The 17,017-nt window shown below is 67.9% G+C and carries 16 protein-coding genes and 1 pseudogene; 9 read left to right on the plus strand and 8 right to left on the minus strand.

Translation table 11 applies throughout. The features are described 5' to 3' along the window. Nucleotides 1-16: 16 nt before the first annotated feature. From FHX75_RS27430 to FHX75_RS31010, 4 genes and pseudogenes are all read left to right on the plus strand, one after another. Nucleotides 17-869, plus strand: a pseudogene (locus FHX75_RS27430) (IS5 family transposase). Between the two features lie 6 nt (nucleotides 870-875). Next, nucleotides 876-1,841: a hypothetical protein gene (locus tag FHX75_RS27435; protein WP_170285479.1), complete on the plus strand. Its 966-nt coding sequence runs from the start codon at nucleotides 876-878 to the stop codon at nucleotides 1,839-1,841. A 247-nt stretch (nucleotides 1,842-2,088) separates the two neighbouring features. Next, nucleotides 2,089-2,415 carry a hypothetical protein gene (locus FHX75_RS27440; protein WP_154943252.1) on the plus strand — a complete coding sequence of 109 codons (327 nt, stop codon included), beginning with the start codon at nucleotides 2,089-2,091 and terminating at the stop codon, nucleotides 2,413-2,415. Between the two features lie 2 nt (nucleotides 2,416-2,417). Further along, nucleotides 2,418-2,579, plus strand: coding sequence for a hypothetical protein (locus tag FHX75_RS31010; protein ID WP_170285480.1), 162 nt, complete (start codon nucleotides 2,418-2,420; stop codon nucleotides 2,577-2,579). Between the two features lie 480 nt (nucleotides 2,580-3,059). Here the strand turns inward: FHX75_RS31010 and FHX75_RS27445 are convergent, their stop codons facing one another. Genes FHX75_RS27445 through FHX75_RS27475 form a run of 8 tightly spaced genes read right to left on the minus strand, consistent with a single transcriptional unit; the run spans nucleotide 3,060 to nucleotide 13,213 of the window. Further along, nucleotides 3,060-4,658 carry a DUF6884 domain-containing protein gene (locus FHX75_RS27445; RefSeq protein WP_170285481.1) on the minus strand — a complete coding sequence of 533 codons (1,599 nt, stop codon included), beginning with the start codon at nucleotides 4,656-4,658 and terminating at the stop codon, nucleotides 3,060-3,062. Further along, the gene (locus FHX75_RS27450; RefSeq protein WP_154943254.1) at nucleotides 4,655-7,750 is read right to left on the minus strand and encodes a C-terminal helicase domain-containing protein; all 3,096 of its coding nucleotides are present in this window, start codon (nucleotides 7,748-7,750) and stop codon (nucleotides 4,655-4,657) included. The genes FHX75_RS27445 and FHX75_RS27450 overlap by 4 nt, the downstream gene beginning before the upstream one ends. Next, the gene (locus FHX75_RS27455; protein ID WP_154943255.1) at nucleotides 7,747-9,498 is read right to left on the minus strand and encodes a phospholipase D family protein; all 1,752 of its coding nucleotides are present in this window, start codon (nucleotides 9,496-9,498) and stop codon (nucleotides 7,747-7,749) included. The genes FHX75_RS27450 and FHX75_RS27455 overlap by 4 nt, the downstream gene beginning before the upstream one ends. After that, on the minus strand, nucleotides 9,485-10,714 hold the full coding sequence (locus tag FHX75_RS27460; RefSeq protein ID WP_246158740.1) for a DUF6361 family protein: 1,230 nt from the start codon (nucleotides 10,712-10,714) through the stop codon (nucleotides 9,485-9,487). Before FHX75_RS27460 ends, FHX75_RS27455 begins: the two co-directional genes overlap by 14 nt. Then, a complete protein-coding gene (locus FHX75_RS27465; RefSeq protein ID WP_342799406.1) occupies nucleotides 10,656-11,321 on the minus strand; it encodes a DUF429 domain-containing protein in 666 nt (221 codons plus the stop codon). Before FHX75_RS27465 ends, FHX75_RS27460 begins: the two co-directional genes overlap by 59 nt. Then, entirely contained in the window at nucleotides 11,204-11,518 is a 315-nt protein-coding gene (locus FHX75_RS31810) for a DUF429 domain-containing protein (RefSeq protein ID WP_246158742.1), read from the minus strand. Before FHX75_RS31810 ends, FHX75_RS27465 begins: the two co-directional genes overlap by 118 nt. Nucleotides 11,519-11,543: 25 nt before the next feature. Next, nucleotides 11,544-12,209 carry a hypothetical protein gene (locus FHX75_RS27470; RefSeq protein WP_154943257.1) on the minus strand — a complete coding sequence of 222 codons (666 nt, stop codon included), beginning with the start codon at nucleotides 12,207-12,209 and terminating at the stop codon, nucleotides 11,544-11,546. Continuing rightward, entirely contained in the window at nucleotides 12,206-13,213 is a 1,008-nt protein-coding gene (locus FHX75_RS27475) for a hypothetical protein (protein WP_154943258.1), read from the minus strand. The genes FHX75_RS27470 and FHX75_RS27475 overlap by 4 nt, the downstream gene beginning before the upstream one ends. Nucleotides 13,214-13,459: 246 nt before the next feature. On the opposite strand from FHX75_RS27475, the gene FHX75_RS27480 reads away from it, so the two are divergent. The 5 genes from FHX75_RS27480 to FHX75_RS27495 all read left to right on the plus strand — a co-directional run bounded on the left by FHX75_RS27480 (nucleotide 13,460) and on the right by FHX75_RS27495 (nucleotide 16,895). Next, nucleotides 13,460-14,902 carry a type IV secretory system conjugative DNA transfer family protein gene (locus tag FHX75_RS27480; RefSeq protein WP_170285482.1) on the plus strand — a complete coding sequence of 481 codons (1,443 nt, stop codon included), beginning with the start codon at nucleotides 13,460-13,462 and terminating at the stop codon, nucleotides 14,900-14,902. An 11-nt stretch (nucleotides 14,903-14,913) separates the two neighbouring features. Then, nucleotides 14,914-15,453 (plus strand): hypothetical protein, encoded by a 540-nt coding sequence (locus FHX75_RS27485; RefSeq protein ID WP_154943260.1) that lies wholly within the window; start codon nucleotides 14,914-14,916, stop codon nucleotides 15,451-15,453. 17 nt (nucleotides 15,454-15,470) lie between these two features. Further along, nucleotides 15,471-15,731 (plus strand): hypothetical protein, encoded by a 261-nt coding sequence (locus FHX75_RS31015; RefSeq protein ID WP_170285483.1) that lies wholly within the window; start codon nucleotides 15,471-15,473, stop codon nucleotides 15,729-15,731. Further along, nucleotides 15,724-15,912, plus strand: a complete 189-nt coding sequence (locus FHX75_RS32310) for a protein DA1 (protein ID WP_170285484.1) — start codon at nucleotides 15,724-15,726, stop codon at nucleotides 15,910-15,912. The genes FHX75_RS31015 and FHX75_RS32310 overlap by 8 nt, the downstream gene beginning before the upstream one ends. A gap of 266 nt (nucleotides 15,913-16,178) precedes the next feature. Beyond that, nucleotides 16,179-16,895: a vWA domain-containing protein gene (locus tag FHX75_RS27495; RefSeq protein WP_154943262.1), complete on the plus strand. Its 717-nt coding sequence runs from the start codon at nucleotides 16,179-16,181 to the stop codon at nucleotides 16,893-16,895. The last annotated feature ends 122 nt before the right edge of the window (nucleotides 16,896-17,017 follow it).

A 17,017-nucleotide genomic window follows, 5' to 3' on the forward strand; every position in this document is an offset into this window, starting at 1 on the left:
GATCGCTGGAGGCTTCGTGCCCGCGCTGCCATCATCCCTGTTGGAACCCGTCTGGGTCGAGTTCGCCGCGCTGCTTCCCGATCCGGGTGAGTTCCATCCGGGTCATCCGTTGGGTTGTCATCGGCGGCGTGTGCCGGACCGGGTGGTGTTCGAGCACGTGGTTGACGCGCTGGTGCACGGGTCGGGCTACGAACGCGTCGCGTCGCGGCGGTGTTCGGATCGCACGATCCGCCGCCGGCTCAGGCAGTGGTCCGCGGCGGGCGTCGCCGAGCAGGTCCACGCGGTGGCGCTGCGGGCCTATGACCTGCTCATCGGGTTGCGGCTGGAGAACATCGCGGTCGACGGATGTATCACCAAGGCACCCTGCGGTGGAGACAAGGCGGGACCGTCTCCGGTGGACCGGCGTAAGGGCGGGTTGAAGCGGTCGGTGGCGACCGACGCTGGCGGCGTGCCCATCGGCGTCGTGTCGGCCGGGGCGAACCGTCACGATTCACCCCTGCTGCGTCCCACCCTCGAAGCGGCGGGCACAGGTCGGCGACGCTTGGCCTGAGCAGGTCACCGTCCGCCTGGACGCCGGCTACGACTCGGGCGTCACCCGCGCCCTACTCGACGGCCTGGGCCTGCACGGCGAGATCGCCCGCAAGGGCGTACCCGCCCCCGTGCAGGTCGGCGGGCGATGGGTCGTGGAGCGCACCCACTCCTGGATGAACGGCTACGGCAAGCTACGCCGTTGCACCGACCGCGACGGGAAGATCGTCGACTTCTACCTCTTCCTGGCCGCCGCCTTCGTCACCGTGCGTCACCTCATCTTCAAGGCCCGCAAGCGATATCGGTGGGCCAACCGGCCCACTACCCGTCGCCTCAAGTAATGCCTAATGCCGGTCCCTCTTAAGCGCCAGATCGGACCCGAGCTCGGCGGCCAGCTCTTCGTACGTCTGAGTCAGAGCGGGCAGCGAGGCATCGCTGTAGAGCTGGGCCTCGGTGACGTGCGCGGCACGCTGGAGGGTGAGGATCTCTCCTGGTTGGGGCATCCGCATGTTCTCGCGCAACTGGCATCCGACCCGGACTGGACCATTCGCGCCGTCCGCCGTACCGGGGTGTACGCCGACCAAGTGCTGTACCCGGATGACGAACTACTGTTCGATGCTCAGTGCGGCGGATTATCGGACGTCAAGTACACCGGCTCAGCGCGGACCGATCACCCAGCACGGTGGCAACGCCTCCTCGATCGTCTCAGCCGGGCGTTGGCCGGAAACTCTGACTGGGCGCGGATCGTGCACGCCTGGTGTCGGGAACTCGCCACTGTCGAGGACTCGGTCGAACTGACTTGCCACATGTACAACCCGTGTGACATGCCGGCGGCGGTGGCGTTCGGCTGGCCTTCGCGGTGGCTTGAGTTCGTTCCGGTGGGGCTATGTGTGGCCCAGTCGGCTGGCAAGCCCGCCAGGATCCTGCGGTGCGTACTCGCTTGGAACGGCTTGGGCATCGATGTGCCGAGCGCATTCGAGTGCGCCTACCGCGACCCCATGGGGTGGATCATCGCCCGTAATGGGGGTGTTGCCTGGGAGACCGATCTCGAATTCCTCCGGCTTCTCGGGCTGCGGTACGTCGTGTTGGAAACCATCGAGGGCGAACGCTTGCCGCGCCTAGTGGACTGGGACGATGGCGACCGGCTGGTGCGTCGTGAGCCCGAGCGTGTCGACGGCGCAAACGTCGCATGGAGCGGGGTCCTGCCGCTCGCCAAGTGGGTGCACGACAACCGGCGTGGTCTGGACCTCCTGGCCACCTGGTTGCACTCCGAGGCCGGGGTCGCCATGCCCGCAGGCACGCCCGAACAGTGACCGCGACGGTAGCGACAGGCGCAGCTCCGGGTGACACCCCGTCGCGGGGGCAGGAGCCGCCTGTGCCGGGGTGCTCCTAGGATGCTCGGAAGCCGTGGATGACCGTGTCGGCTGGGCCTGGTGGACAACGCGGGCCGGAAAGCCGGGCGAGAACCGGCGTGGACCGGACCGTTTGGCCGCCGTGTACTGCCGTGAGGCCGTGGTGAATCATCCCCATCCTGGAAGCTGGTCGCTCGACCGTCTTCCCATGGCAGACCAAGACGGAGGTAGTGGCGTGATCTACGACTACGAGCCCGAGCCCAGCATGGATCCCGAAGCTCGTCGGGCCTTGGTCCAGCAGCTGCTCGGCCCCGATGCGCCCCAGGCGTGGTGCGAGCTGATCGAGGGCCTGGCGATCCTCGCCCATGCCCACAACAACGACATCAGCCCGCTGCACTGCGCGCCCGGCGAGCTGACCGTCTGCGCCCAGCCGGCCTGGATCGCCGTGCCCGAGCTGGAGCGGCTGGAGGAGATCGGCTTCCACGTCGCCTCTGATGAGGAGGACTTCCGCTCGACCCGGTTCGGCATCTCCTGATCGTGAAGCGCCAGGAGCTGCTGAACAAGCTCAGCATCCCGATGGAGCGGGGCGAGGTGGTCGCCCTGACCCTTCGCCCCGTCCGAAAGCTTGAAGATCTGAGGTTCAGAAAGATCGGCACTGCGGTGCTGCCCGTCTCGGTCACCGTGGTGAGGACCACCTGATCCAGAACGACTGCTGTCTCCGCGCCGTCCTCCCAGCTGGCGTACGGTCGTCCAGGACGCAGAATTCGGGTGCTCGCTGGGTGCTCGCGCGCCCTGGATAGACGGGCATCCGGTGGCACGCGGCGGCCAACCAGCGGCGGACTGGGAGGGGTATGTGGGACTGCAAGCGCCGTACGGGACCGATGAGCACCGCATCGACGGGACTCTTAATCTGCGGGACTACCTGGACGGCTTCGGACGCCATGGGATTGAGGGAGACGCACCCTTCGATTCTGTGCACCCCTCCACGCGCAGCGTCCAGGTCGAACCTGCTCGGCAAGGCAGGCCTCCCAGGTCGCAGGAGCAAAATCCGCTGGTGAAGACCATTTAGCGGTACCAGACGGGAACACTCCGTCCAGGAACCCACTCGACGTCCATCGGCGTCATCTCGAAGAGGGCTGTTTGGTCGGCGGTCATGGCGGCCGGATTTGCCTTCGGCCGTCAGACCGCGGTCGCCTGACCAAAGTCCTTCGGGCAGACTGATCGCAGCGGGCAGCCGCCGCAGTCCGGTATGCCTGGCCCGCACCAGCGCCGTCCGATCAGCCAGGCAGGGAAGTCCAGCTCTCCGGGCCGCTCGGGGTGTAGCCATCGCGCCACCTCCACCATGTGGTCGAGGTCGTCGCGCTCGGCGAGCCGCGTCCGGAGGAATACCCGCCGTACGTGCACGTCGTAGGCGATGTCCGTCCCGGATAGCTCCTGTATCGGCACCGTCAGGTCGCGGGCCAGGATCTCTACTGCCATCGCCGACTTCTTCTGGGCGATGCCGGGGAACCCCCGCAGTCGGGTGGCCAGGTCGGCCGCGCGGGGTTCGCCCGCCCAGATCCGGCCGGCGTCGCCACCGTATTCGTTCACGACGATGAGTGCGGCGGCGACCAGCCATCTGGGCATGTTGTTGACGAACCGATGCAGTGCCGTCGGCTGGGCGACGGCGTCACGTACCTGTTCTGGTTCGGCCGCCATCCGCGCGGGGTCGAGGTGTCCGAGGCGCTGGCGCAGGTCATACGGTGCCCGCCAAGCCCGCTCAGCTGATATGCCCTGGTCGAAGATGACCGCCAGCAGGAACGCGAACGGGTCGGTCAGGATCAGCGTGTTGGCTTCCAAGTGGGGCGTGAATCGGGGTGGGGTGCCTGCGCGTTCGGCCTGATGTTCCCGCCCGTACATCAGCAGGGCCGCCACGATGGCACGCGCATCTGGCCGAACGGGATCGGGCGCGCCGGTGGGCGCGAGCGGCCGGACGGTCTCCCGGGGCTGCGTGGCGAGGGCCACGGGTTGTTCTGGTGCAGGTTGGGATTGCCGGCCGTACCACGCAAGCTGCTCACCGAACGGTAGCCCGGCCAGCGGTCGGCGTACCGCCGCTCCGGCCTCAGTGAGCAGTGGGGCGATTGCCTGGGCGTACTCGTCGCCGGCGTGGATTTCGATGACGCGGTCGCGCACCTGGCCCTCTGCGCGCATCAGCTTGGCCGCTACCCATTGGCCCCAGGCCCGCCGGTAGTCCTTGCTCTGCTCGGCGAGGGCGGTGTCGTACGGTGCGAGCACCGTTTCAGGCAGCACCAGGCCATGCTCGGCGCTCAGGATGTAGTAGCGGCGGGCCTGCCGTTCCACGTAGGCGCGGCGACGGATGAACAGCGGCGAGACGTACAGGTCACGGGCTGGCGCAGGGTGGTCGAGTTTTGTCTTGACGCAGCCGATCAGCGCGATGTCGGCCTGAATCTCGCCAGGCTCGGCCGGCTTTGAGTGCCCGCTTGGGCGCTGGGTCGGGATCGTTGGCTGAGCCGTGGGGGAGGGGGACAGGCGGCTGCTGTCGACGAGCGTGTACCGGCCGCGCCCGACCCGGATGAGTGGCGTCCCGCACGGGCTGGGCGGGCCGCTGGTGGTATCCCGGGTCATTCCTTGGATGACCGGGCCGAGCGACTGTGGGTGCCGCGTCGGGTCGAGCCGTTGGACCTCGTCGATCAGCTCCGCTCGGCTGAAGTCGAGCTTGTGTTTCGCGAGCTGGCGCGCTGCGGTGAGGATGAGCTGCCAGGCCGGCTGGTCCGTCACTGTCGCTTCCATTCAGGGGCCGGTCGCAGATCCAGGATGTCGGGTACGCCCGCCGCGCCGGTCTCCCGTCGTCGGAGCAGGTTCAGCAGGTCCTCCTGCCTGGGCTGGCCGAACGCCAGCCGGTACATCACCAGGTCCGACTTGAGCCGGTCGAGCTTCGCCTGATCGCGGCTGAGCGGGTACGGCAGGACGTGCCGCTCGATCTTCGCCGGCCCGGGGAACACCCAGTACGGCGCGAAGTCGCCAAGCTCTCCAGAGACCGCTCGTGCCGCGTCGTACAGGGCCTTCCACACGTCCGGCTCGGGGGAGCGCAGGGCCTCCGCACGGTGTGCGGCGGCGACGTTACGGCGGACCGCGTGCCCACCGAACCGGTGCACCCGGCCCTCACGCTGCTCGAAGTCGACCGGGTTGGCGGGGGTGTTCCAGTGCACGACAGCCGAGCACCACTGGTGGAAGTCGATGCCCTCCTGGCCGGCGCTGGTGGTGGCGACGACGAACGGCCAGAAGGGGCTATTGAAGGCCCGACGTACGGTCTCCTTGCGGTTGACCTGGGACTGTTCCTCGCCGCGGCCGCCGTAGCGCAGCGCAAACCGGCCGGGCAGCTTGATCCGCTCGTCAGGGTGACGCGGGTCGAAGGCTTCGTACGTCGACGGTCGGCTGGCGATCGCTTGCCGCGCCTCTTCGGCGAGTCCGTAAAGCTCGTCGTCGTCTAACCGGGTGTCGGAGGCCCCGCTGCGGAGCGTGTGCAGGTGCTCGTCGAGGACGGCCTGCAGACCCCCGGCCGCGCAGTAACGCAGTACCGCCTGCCAGTAGACCTGGCCCATCGACAGGCTCTCAAGCAGCTGCGCGGATTCCGGCCGGTTGAACAGGGAGCGTAGCCCGTTGGCGAGGAGCGCCGCGGCGCGCCAGTGTCCCGCCGGTGTCACAGTGCTGTCGGGGTGGATCAGCCGGGACAGTGCCCGCCAGGCGATGTTGCCGGGTCCGTGCAGACCGATCGCCGCGACACTGTCGAGCAGACGGTCGAGGTGTCCTGTTGTCGGGTAGCGGGCCTGGCTCGCCAGCTCGCGGGCTCGTGCCACGTGCCGGTCCAGGCCGGTGGCCGCTCCTTCCTCATCGGCGGAGGTACCCAGGGCCGCCGCGGCGTCTTCGACGCCGGGATCGGCGCCGGGCCACTGGAAGACCAGCTCCCACGGTTCGGCGGGGCTGGGTTCGGCGGGCGCCGCATCGCCAGACGTGCGAGCGCGCAGCCGTTCGCGGACCTCCCGCTCGAATTCGTCGAGCGGTGCGGTTTCGTCCGGCCGCTGGCGGGCCAGGGCCAGCGGGTCGCACAGCGCGGCCAGGGCGGGATGCGGCCAGAAGAGCGCGAGGGCGTTCATCGCCGCCGGGCGGCCGTGTTCCATGCGGTAGTCGAGGTGCCGGTGGCCCTCCCCGGCACGACCCAGCCGGCGTTCGGCCTCGTAGCTGAGCAGCCCTGCGACGGCGGTGGGGGTGGCGTTCCAGGACGAGAACAGCAGCCGCTTGGTGATGCCCTCACGCGCCGCGGCGGCGAACGGCTCGCCGAGCGCGTGGTACGGCAGGGACGGGGGCAACCACAGCAACCGCCACCAGCCCAGACCAACAGTGTCCGCAGCGAGCTGCCGCAACCGGCCGTTGCCGAGATCGACCGGTTCTCGTCGGCTGATCGCCTCGCCGTCGAGCAGCTGCGCGGAGGCCAGCAGCGCGGGCACGTCGGTGTGCGGCTGGCCATCGAGCGCCGCGCGGACCTTGTCACCGAGCTGGTAGCCGTCGAGGAAATTGAGGAAGTACGGCGCGGACTTCCAGTACTCGACTGTCATCGGGGCGCCGACGGTCTTGGCGATTCTGCGCATCGCCACGTAGCTGCATACGTCGGCGGCGTCGAGGTCGTCGGCGAGGCTGAGGTGCTCGCGCAGCATCCCGTCCTGGCCCAGCACAGGCCGTTCGGTCCGGCACATGACCCTCAACAGCAGGCCCCGCAGCCAGTCACGCAGGTCACCGCAGGGCTCGCCGCGCACCAGCGCGTCCCGATACGCCTCGAACGCCTTCGTCACGTCGGCGTGCCAGGACTCGTCGTCGCTGAGGAAACGCAGCACCTGCCGGAAGTCGCTGTAGTGGTCCTCGCCAGCGGCGACCTCCTCGGCGAAGGTGAACGGCTTGTACGGGGTGGCCGACAGCAGCAGCACCCGGGCGGCCCGGTAGTCGAACAGGTGCCGGGCGAGTTCGGCGCCCTCGCCGCCGTTCGGGTCGAGCAGCTCCCGGAACCGCTGGAACTCGTCGAGGATGATCAGGTCGGGTTCGAGGACATCGACCCCAGCGGTGGCCAGCGCCGCACGGAGGTCGCCGGTGAGCTTGCGGGCCTTCTCCCGCAGCGCCTCGGGCAGGGCGGGGCGCCGGCCGATGCCGTCGAGCAGCGCGTCGAACTCGTCGAGCAGGCCCCGCTGACGGGCACGGCGCAAAAACTCGCCGGTGATCGTCGGGTCGAGTTTCCCCTCGAGCTGCCCCCACAGCCGGTTGCACTGCTCCTCGAACCGTTGGGGCGTTGCGACGCCCGCCTTCAGCGCCCGCAGCGCGGCCCGGGTCCGCCAACCGTCCCACGAGTTCGCCTGTTCCAGGAGCAGGAACAACAGTGCACGCTCCTCGGCCATACCGGTTCGCCAGCCCTGGTCAAAGGAGGTGCCCGGGGTGAACGCGACCAGGTTGATCGGCTTGCCGGAGGTGGCGGTCAGAGCGTTGAGCTGGTGCGCGTGCTTGGCAAGCAGGGTGAGCCGGCTGGACAGGGTGACCGTTTCGTCGGGGGTGACCCGTAGCCGGCCAATGTTCTGCCGGGCGACGTCCTGGTTGGAGCACACGTAGATGACGTCTACCCGTTCTACGCTGGCGTCGTCCTGCAACCGCTGCAGGGTCTGGGCGATGACGCCTCGAGCGACGACGCTCTTGCCGAGCCCGGTCTCGTCGGCGACCAGGAACCGGCGGGTCGGATCGGTGCCGAAGTACCGGTCGATGATGTGCGCGACGGTGGCGCGCTGGAAGTCCTTCAAGCCGGCCATGACCGGGCCGGCGTCGTACCGCTTCACGCGCGCACCGCCTTTGCCATCGTCTCGCGTGCCGCTGTGATGACCCGCCACAGCTCGGGGAAGCCGGGCGGCAGCAGCCGCTTACTGTCGCCGCTGGCCTCGATGCGGGTGACCAACCGAGCCAGGTCGTCAAGCTGGTCCGGCCGGTCGACGAGAGCGTTGAGCAGTAGCTCGAGGATTCCTGTCTCGCCGGTGCGCCAGACGCCCTGTCCGCCGGCGTCGCCGCTTGCGGCGGCGGCAGCCTCGGTGCCGAGGCCGAGCATCAACAGCAGGAACTGCAGGAACTTCTCCGGCGTGTCGATCTGCTGGGCGAGGACGTGGTCGAGCCGATGCGCCGGGTCGCCGATCAGGGTGGCGAGGACGACGGTCTGCTCCCGGCCAGTGCCGTCCTCGGCGATGACGAGGACGAACGGGGTGATGTCGGCCAGCGCAAGCCCGGTGAACGCCGCAGCCACCGGCTGCCCCGGAACCAGCAGCAGCGCCTCGCCGCGACGCGTGTGCAACTGCGCGGTGATCCGTACGCCCGGCAGGTCGGGCAGGGCGTCCTCCGAGGTGAGCCGGATGCCGTAGCCGTCGACCTCGGGTGTGACGGTGGCCGACAGTGGGATGGCAGCGATGTCGCGGACCAGATCGCGCAGGATGCCCGTTTCCGGCTCCGGCTCGGTGGCGTCCTGGCGTTCGTATGGCTCGAGGATCCCGCGAAAACCCGCCTCTGGACCGAGGAGGGCGTTGATGCCCCACTGGGTGCGGCTACCGACCAGCTCCACCAACAGTTCGACGTTACCGCCGAAGGCGGCATCGGTGGCATTCGCGGAGCCGAGCAGGACCCGCGCCTGGTGGCCCTTCTCCACCACATACACCTTCGCGTGCAGCCCGTGAAGCACCTCCTGGCCGGATGACGCCCCCTCGGCGGGGAGGCCGGCTAGCGCGCTGACCACGAACGTCTCCGATTCCGCCAGGCTCTCCTCAGGCAGGCATTCGAGCGCCTCCTGCCGGCTTACCAGCGCCAGCTGGCCGCTTGGTGCACACCGGTTCAGGCCACCCGGCGTACAGAACGGCGAAATGATGAGGTGACGCGTGCCCTCGAAGTGCGGCAGACGAGCGCCGGGCACGCCCAGCGCGTGAAAGGACATCTCCCGCGCGTCTTCGGGGCGTTCCCACTCGGCTCGACGCAGGTCCTCGCCCAGCGCCTCGATCGCCGCTTGCCGGTCCGGCGGTAGCGGCGCCACCGCCAGCCGCACCGCATGCCGCAGGAGACCGGACAGAGGTTTGTTGTCCGCCTTCGGGCGTGTGCCGACCATGCCGTCCAAGCGCAGGCACACGTCCCAGCTGCGATCCTTGGTCAGATTGCGGCTGAGCACCAGCAGTCGCAGTGACATCTCCCCGGTCGTCTCGTCGTGGAAGCGCAGCGCCCACAACTTCGGATGGAACAGGTGGCCGGGCTTGGGCCGGCGTACCTGGTGCACCATGGGCTCGACGAACGCCATCAGCGCCGACTGTGTCGGTGGCACGGCGATCTGCCCCGCTTGGCAGAACACGTCGATGCGGTCGGCGCAGTTCCGTACGCCTTCCATCACTGCGATCGGGTCCGTCGACTCGCGAAGGCCATGCGCGGCGAACGCCAGCGGGGCGACCAGCAGACTCTCCAGGTCCAGGGTGAACGTCAAGGCCACGGCCCGGGACATCTTCGCGCCCGGTGGTGGGCGCAGAGCGTCGAGCAGCAGCGCGCGGGAGTCAGGCGCGAGCATCGGCAGCCTCCGGCAGGTCGGCGGCGCAGCCGTCGTGAATGTCGGCGAGGATCCGGCGAACCTGCGGCCAGCGGAATACCAGGCGGCGAGTGCCCGACGCGCCGCTCCACGTTCGCAGCAGCTTGTCGTTGACCAGTCGCGACTGGCCCTTCTTCACCGACCGTTCCCGCTCGGCCACAAGCTTCCGCAGACTCTGGTCGGTGGCGGCGTCGCCCGCGGCTCCGCTGGTGACCGCGTCGATCCATCGGTCGACGAATCGACGTGCGGCGGCGTTCGTGGCGATCCGTGGATTCTTGTCGATAAGTCGGGTCCACATGCCCGGTCGGTCCCAGCCCTTGAGGTTGTGCTCCGCCGACACCCGATCGTTCCACTTCAGCAGCTTGTTTCGGTACCGGGCCACCGGCTCCTCGCGCTCAGTGAGGCCCCCCTGCTCGTATCGCTCGGCGATGAGCAAGTTGTACAGCAGCGCTGCGCCGTAGATGGCCAGCGAGAATCGCTGTGCGTCCCGAACCAGCGGGCCGATCGGCTCAGGCGCGGCGAGCGTCGCCAGCTCATTCCACGGTGCCTCACTGTCCCAGCCGGGACGGTGCTCGGGCTCGAGCAGGTATGCCAACAGGGTGTTCGGCTCTGCGGCGAGGATCCGCTCGCGCAGCCAGCGGGCCTCGTCCGGGCGCAGCCTCAGCCCACCCTCGACCTCACTTGGAAAGTTCGCCGTCGCCCCTGGGAGCGTCGGGTGCCAGGTTCCGCTCGACCGTTCGGTCAGCTCGTCGGCCTCCAAGCCGGATGCCAGACGACGGTCCGGGGCGTCGTCGTCGCCGATGCGGATGCCGTACCGCAGCAGCGCCGCCGCGTAGATGCTCGACGGCAGCGTCCGCACGCCGACGCCGGCCCGCCGGCCGATCACGCCCTCGGTGTCGTCGCCGCGCAGCAGGGCGTCGATCACTTTCCGTTCGTTGCGGTCGACCTGCGCGGCGAGGCGGTCACCGCGCAGCCCGCGACGCTGCGCCTCCTGGTAGCACCAGGGCACGATCAGCAGGTACCGCGCCCGGGTCTGAAGGACCGAAGTGCCAGGGAACAGCAGGTCGCTGAACGCGTCCCGGACCTGGCCGATGCCCAACTCGTCCCGGCTCTCCGTGTCGCTGAAGAGCTTGAGCAGCTCACGTATGCGTTGCTGGTCGTCGCGAGAACTGTCCAGCCAGCTCAGTCCTGAGGCCATGAATGCCTTCCGCTTGTGCTACTGCAAGATCGATAAGGCCGCTGAGCGCTCCGGTGCGCAGAGCGATCCAGCCCCCGATACGTGCGATCATTCGCTGCTCGTCGTCTGGCTGCGTCGCCACGCCGATCGCCGCAGCACGCGCATTCAATGCCGCGATTACCGAATCTAACGTGTCGTGGCTGCGCCGACATAGCGCCTCGAAAGCACCCAGCTCCAGCCAGGGCGCGGCCCCACGAAGTGCGGTCACAAGGTCGGCGTGCTGCACCTGCTGACCTCTTCCCTTGTAGCCGCAGTACGTCAACCCCCAGCGGCACAGGGCCGCGGCCGGGTACACCTCGACGATCCTGCCGCCGCCGCACCGGTCGACATCCTGTCCGGCGGGGGCGAGCATCGCCAGCAACCCGGCGCACCGGAGGGCGGCATGAGCGATACGGTCCGCAGCCACACTGAGCGGGTTGATGCAGGTCTCCTCGCGGACCACCTCGTCCGTCAGCCGGTAGGCCAAGCGACGCCGCCACTGAGCGCCGTCGCCGTCGGCAACGATGACGTGGTCCGACTGGTGCGTCGTGACGAGCGCGACGAAAGGTTTCGGCCAGCCGACGGGCAGTCCAGCCCGATCTTTTCCACATGTCGGCTGGCCTCCACGATACGGGCGTCGCTAACGTCGAGGACCAGGTCCCGCACCACCGCACGGTCCGACAGCCACTCGACCGTGGCCATCGCCGTACGCTTGTCGCGCGCTGCAAGGTCAACGCCGAGGGTCAACACCGCACCACCGTAAGTGTCGTCTGCTTGGTTGGACATGATCCGACGGCAGTTGTCTTCGGCGCTAGTTCTGCTCGTCGTAGATTCCCATCAACAGGGGCCGGGTCCGGTGAAGTAAAACGCGCAGGACGCCCTCTACGTCGATGTCGCCATGGGTTCCGGCAGGACATGGCACGATACTCGACCGGCGTCGCGGCATCACCATGTGGCGTAGTGCGGTCAGGTCGGGCGAGTCGACGGGTACCGCCACGATATCGGGTCGTGCGGCGAAGCCGGTTTGCAGCTCGCTGTCGTAGGCGGTCAGCTCTTCGTAGGCGGCAGACCAGTCGTCCCCGGCCCAGCCGTCGGTGAACAGGCACACGCATGGACGGCGGACAGCGAATCCGTCGGCCTGCAGCTGTTGGACGTCCTGCCCAATTTGCCGACGGAGGTGCGTGAACAGTACGTCGAAGCGTGGGCTGAGGTGGCTGGGAGGCCGGTCCGCGTGTCGAAGACCGATCGGATCGAACTGGGTTGCGTCGAGCTCGGCCAATTGGTGCAACGTGTGTACCTGCGCGGAGAAGCTGAGGGCGGACACCCGGAGTTGCGGGAGTAAGGCGGAATGTTGGATCTGACGTACCAGTTCAGCGATGCGCCGCTGGGCCAGCGGCCGGGCACGTTCGGTCAGGAGCGCATCGTCTATACAGAGGTAGATCGGGCGGATGTCGTCGCCAGAATTTTCGCCTGTCATCCCCTCGGTGCCTTTTCTGCCTGCTGACGTGACTGTCCGGCTTTTGGCTGCCTCGCGGCGGGCGGCTGCGTGATCCGCTGCAATAGCGGGAGTGGATGGATCGCTGCGCCTCGCATGTCGTTAGGGTCGCGCTCACGGGGCCAGCCCATCTCTTTGATCATCCGGTCTGCTAGCCGTTTCGGGTCCAGTGTTTCGCTCAGGCTGAGTAGGAACTGCCAGCGCAGGTACTGGTCCCGGAGGTCGCGCTGCATCCGCCGGTGCTCTGCGGCGTGGCGGCCGCAGAAGGTTGCCAGCCCACCGGTCGCCGCCAAGACTCCGAGATGAGCGGCTGTGAGGGCCGGGTCCGCCGGAGGGCGTACGAAGGTGAGCCAGAGGTACAGGGCCACGCCGCCGAACGCGATCAATAGACTGATAAGCCGCCACAGGTCGGCGTGGAGCTTCTCCTCCCGGGCGCCTCTGTTGAACTTTTCGACGGCGTCGTTGTTCATCTGCGCCAGCTTCTTCTCGACCGCCCTGGTCGAGTCTCCAGCGAACGTGCTGATCGCCTCCCGTAGTTCCTCCTTCGCCTGGCGTGCCGAGTCGGTCTGGGCCTTTAGATCTCTGACCTTCTCGTCCAGCTCGACAGACATGCGGAGGACCGCGCTGTCGACGGCTCGGTCAGCCGACGCTGTCCTTGCTGTGCCGCCGCGGTTGGCCACTGGGGCGGCGTCTAGTGAGCCGATGATGCCCAAGTCGTCGATCTGCCTGCGGAGTCGCTGGATCCGGCGTTCCCGCTCAGTCGATGTCGAGTCGGTCACGTCCCGTATCTGCAGCCGCAGCGCGTCGAGGTCGCTGCGATGCTTTCGCCAGGCTAGGGCACGCTCGTCTGGGGTGCCGGTACGGACCTGATCCACTGCGAAGGCGAGTGCCCCGATTTCCCGCGCGTACACCACGCGCTCCTGGTACGAGAGAAGATCGATCAGGTCCTGAAGCGCCTCAGAAAGCTCGTCGAAGCCATCATCCATCTGAGCCACCTAATGGGAACCGCCTCCGCGGTCCGCTCGTGTCGAGGTGATGATCTATTTTGGCGCCCGAACTCGATCTCGAATGGGCTGAATCTGAACAGTAACATTTCTCATAGCGGCGGGCAGGTGGACGTTTGTCCAATGTGGCCAGGCGCGCCGTACCTGATCGAGATGTATTTACCGGCAGAGGTGTCGACCGAAAGTCGGATGGCTAGCTGGCCGCGCCGGTCGCGATGGTGGGACGCGATGGAGAAGATCCTGCGGATGTTGATGGCCGTCACCCGGGCCGTGATGCGGGTGTCATGGGGGCTGGGTAGGGCGGCTTCCCGGTCGGCGGCCAACGCCGCCCTGACCCGACAGGCCACCAGAGCGCTCCAGCCGGGCCAGCACGACTACCGCGGCGTGGTGCAGGACCGCCGCCGCCCGCGCGAGCTGATCGGTGAGTTCCCGGTGGGTCACTACCTGAGCCCGGTGTCCGGGCTGCAGGCGCCGGCGGGTATCCCGGAGCCCGCGGTACGCCACAACGTGTGCGTAGTCGGCCCGCCAGGCGCCGGTAAGACGCGGTACGTAATCGTTCCGTGGATCATCGCCGCCATCCGCGCCGGGTACGGCGTTGTCTGCCTCGACGTGAAGGGCGACATGCTGGATCTGGTCCGTGCCCAGGTGCGCGGTCAGCCTCCGCTGAACATCCGGGCGCGCGCTCTCGACTACACCCGGCCGAAGCAGTCTCTGCGCTGGAACTGGCTGGCCGGCCTCGACTCGGACCGTGCCATCGACAGTGCCGTGGTGTCAATCGTAGGCAAACGCCCCCCGCCCAACACCGATCCCTACTTCTTCCACATGGACTCACAGATCCTGCGTGGACTGCTCGAACTCGTCAGCGGCTCACCCAACCAGAACCGCCTCACCACCTCGGCATTGCTCCGGATCCTCAAGGACCAAGCCGCGCTGGACCGAACGCTGTGCCGCTACCCGAACGGCCCGGCGTACGCCCGGCTCGCCGACCTGGTCAACCTGGCACCGGACGACTATTCGAAGCGAATCTCGGGTGTGGCGGTACGGCTGGACGCCCTGGCCCGGCCCACCGTCGAACAGGTCACCCGCAACTCGGATTTCCAGATGTCCGACGTCCTACAGCAGCGCGGCCTCGTCAGCGTCGTCGCACCACTGCAGGATGGCCAGCTGGCACAGACGATTTCAGGGCTATTCGTCAACGACCTGCTCTTCCGGGCCTTCAACCGGTTCACCTCGCCAGATGGAAACCGGCTGCTGCTGGTGCTTGATGAGGCGGCGCAGTTGGCCGACCGAATCGACTTCAAGAACGTGCTGAGCGTGGCGCGCTCGGCGGGTGTGGCAATCATGGTCGCGGTGCAGGACGTCACCCAGTTCGCCGACGTCAACGAGCGGTCGACCGTATTCGGCAACTGCGGTACCTACATCTCCTTCTCAGGGGTGTCACCAGAGTCGGCGAAGCTGCTTGCTGACCGGCTGGGGGCCCATTCCGTGCTGACCACGACGGTCGGCCGGACGCCGGGCGGCCTGGGCTACCAGACCACGGTCAACAGCACGACGCAGGTCGTGCCGGTCCTCGGCCAGCGCGAGATCATGAACATTCCGTACGGTTCTCGCCCGGCCGTGGTGCACGCACGGGATGTCCTGGCCGCCCCCTTCCTTGTCGACCTGGCCTGAGTGAGATAAGCGTGCGCGATCGGAACCAGGACCGGCCCGTCTTCCGGGAGCGCAGCTGGGAGGCTGACCGGGCGCGCTACGAGTCCCGGGCCCGGAGCATGCGGGCCGACGAACTGCGCAACGGTGGCCACACCTTCCGGGAGCACGTCGACGTGGGCCCCGCCGACACCGAGCGCCGGGTCCGGACGGGGATCAACGCTCGCGGCGTCGCAAGCTTGCGCATCCCGGAGCACGCGACGCGGTGGACCAGCGACCGTGCGGTGGCTCGCGCCGCCGAACAGGTCTGGCGATCGCCGGAGGCGCAGCGCGCGGTAGCCGAACAGAACCGGGCCCGGCCGCACGGCGGGTCCCCGACAACCATGGGTTTCACCGCACGCATCTCGCTGCCAGAGGCGCTCGGCCCCAACTGGCGCAGCATGGTCGCCGGTCACTCCCGCAGCCCGGATGGCATCCGGACGGCACGCTTCACCGACCGCAGCGAAGCCGTCGCCGTCTGGAGGATGAACGACGAAGGCAAGTGGTACCTGCGCACTTGTTACCCGTATCCGTGACAGCGACGTGAGGCGACATGGCGAGCAGAAGGCTCCAGGACTTTCTCAGCACGTACTGCAACCTGGACGAGGACCCGACCGAAACCCTGCGGGTGATGCATGGACAGCTGGGTGCCCAGACGCGACCATGGTTGCTACCCGAACTGGACGCGGCGATCGCCGCGCACTCGATCAGTCCGGCACTGGCCACGCGCCTCACCTCGCTGCACTTCGACTCGTCCGCAGACGTGGCGGACTGGTTGCGCGACCTGCGCACATCGTGGTTCGGCGATGACTGATCCTGATTGGCGTCGCCGGCGTTGCGGACCCTGCCTACTGGCCGAAGCCGAGCGCCGCCGGATCGCGGAAGCCCGAAATCCGGTCTATGGAACTGGCTTCCGCGCAGCGCGAGCGGCGGCGGAGCGGGTCGGGGTACGCCGCACCCTCCAGCACGTCCGTCGTTACGGAAGCTTTCCCTGACCGCCCGGCTGGCTGATCGGCGCCGAGCGCGGATGAATGTCGGCCACCGATGACCGGAACCGGCGACACGCGGTGGAGTTCGTCCATATCCTGTGGACATAGCTGGTACCCGCGGCGGGTTGCCGATACGCTGGCCGGCATTCGGCTCGCGCCGATATGCCCCCGACTCTTGAAGCGGCCCAAGCCGCATACCTCTCAACGACCCCTTCCCCGGAAGCCCGTTTCCGGGAGTCCCTGTCTTCCGTGAGCCGAGTGCAGGAGGAAACATGGCCGATTCCCGCGGCAGCGACGACAAGGTCCTTGCCTTGGCCTTCTATCTGCTGGTCGACGTCTCGTTTTCGATGCAGGGAGCCCCGCTCGATGCGGTCAACCGGATCCTGCCGGAGGTCATCGACGCAATCGAGGAAAGCCCCACCCTGGGCGACGTCGTGCGGTTCGGCGCGCTCGATTTCGCGGACGACGCCCGCACCGTCCTTCCGCTCGGCGACCTCCGCGACGTGAAGAACATTCCGCAATTTATCGCGCGCGGCGGAACCTCCTATACCGCCGCGTTCCGGCAGCTCAGGAAAGACATCGAGCGCGATCTGACGCAGATGAAGATGGACGGCTACAAGGTCTACCGGCCGGCGGTCTTCTTCATCACCGACGGCGAGCCCATCGACGACAGGAACAGCCTTCAGGCCGCCTTCGCGGAGCTCACCGATCCGAGCTTCCGCGGTCGGCCCAACATCATCCCGTTCGGCGTGACCCCGTCGATGCAGAAGGCGGTGCTCGAACCGTGGGTCTTCCCAAAGCCGGGGGCCAGCGGGAAGCCAATGCGCAGCTACGTCTACAACGGCGCTGGCGACGCGGCCACTGCCATCAAGCAGATCGCCGAGGTGCTGATCAGCAGCATCGTCGCGTCGGCCAACTCGGTCAACGATGCCGGTGCTGCCGGCGGGTTCGTACCACCGGACGACGACGACCTCGGCGACTGGATCTAGACGGTACCGGAGCGGAGGGCTGGCATGTGGGGCTCTAAGCGCAACAAGGAGCAAGAGGCGGCCGAGGAGGAAAAGATCGGAGGCCAGCCGTCCGTGCCCGCTGCCCCCGCCCGTGAACGAAA

Source organism: Micromonospora palomenae (assembly GCF_007829925.1).
GTDB lineage: Bacteria > Actinomycetota > Actinomycetes > Mycobacteriales > Micromonosporaceae > Micromonospora > Micromonospora purpureochromogenes.

Bases quoted from the DNA above. Each gene is read 5' to 3' on its own strand.
- FHX75_RS27435 (WP_170285479.1), top strand. From the start codon at position 876: ATGCCGGTCCCTCTTAAGCGCCAGATCGGACCCGAGCTCGGCGGCCAG.
- FHX75_RS27440 (WP_154943252.1), top strand. From the start codon at position 2,089: ATGGCAGACCAAGACGGAGGTAGTGGCGTGATCTACGACTACGAGCCC.
- FHX75_RS27455 (WP_154943255.1), bottom strand. From the start codon at position 9,498: ATGCTCGCGCCTGACTCCCGCGCGCTGCTGCTCGACGCTCTGCGCCCA.
- FHX75_RS27460 (WP_246158740.1), bottom strand. From the start codon at position 10,714: ATGGCCTCAGGACTGAGCTGGCTGGACAGTTCTCGCGACGACCAGCAA.
- FHX75_RS31810 (WP_246158742.1), bottom strand. From the start codon at position 11,518: ATGTCCAACCAAGCAGACGACACTTACGGTGGTGCGGTGTTGACCCTC.
- FHX75_RS27470 (WP_154943257.1), bottom strand. From the start codon at position 12,209: ATGACAGGCGAAAATTCTGGCGACGACATCCGCCCGATCTACCTCTGT.
- FHX75_RS27475 (WP_154943258.1), bottom strand. From the start codon at position 13,213: ATGGATGATGGCTTCGACGAGCTTTCTGAGGCGCTTCAGGACCTGATC.
- FHX75_RS27480 (WP_170285482.1), top strand. From the start codon at position 13,460: ATGGAGAAGATCCTGCGGATGTTGATGGCCGTCACCCGGGCCGTGATG.
- FHX75_RS31015 (WP_170285483.1), top strand. From the start codon at position 15,471: ATGGCGAGCAGAAGGCTCCAGGACTTTCTCAGCACGTACTGCAACCTG.
- FHX75_RS32310 (WP_170285484.1), top strand. From the start codon at position 15,724: ATGACTGATCCTGATTGGCGTCGCCGGCGTTGCGGACCCTGCCTACTG.
- FHX75_RS27495 (WP_154943262.1), top strand. From the start codon at position 16,179: ATGGCCGATTCCCGCGGCAGCGACGACAAGGTCCTTGCCTTGGCCTTC.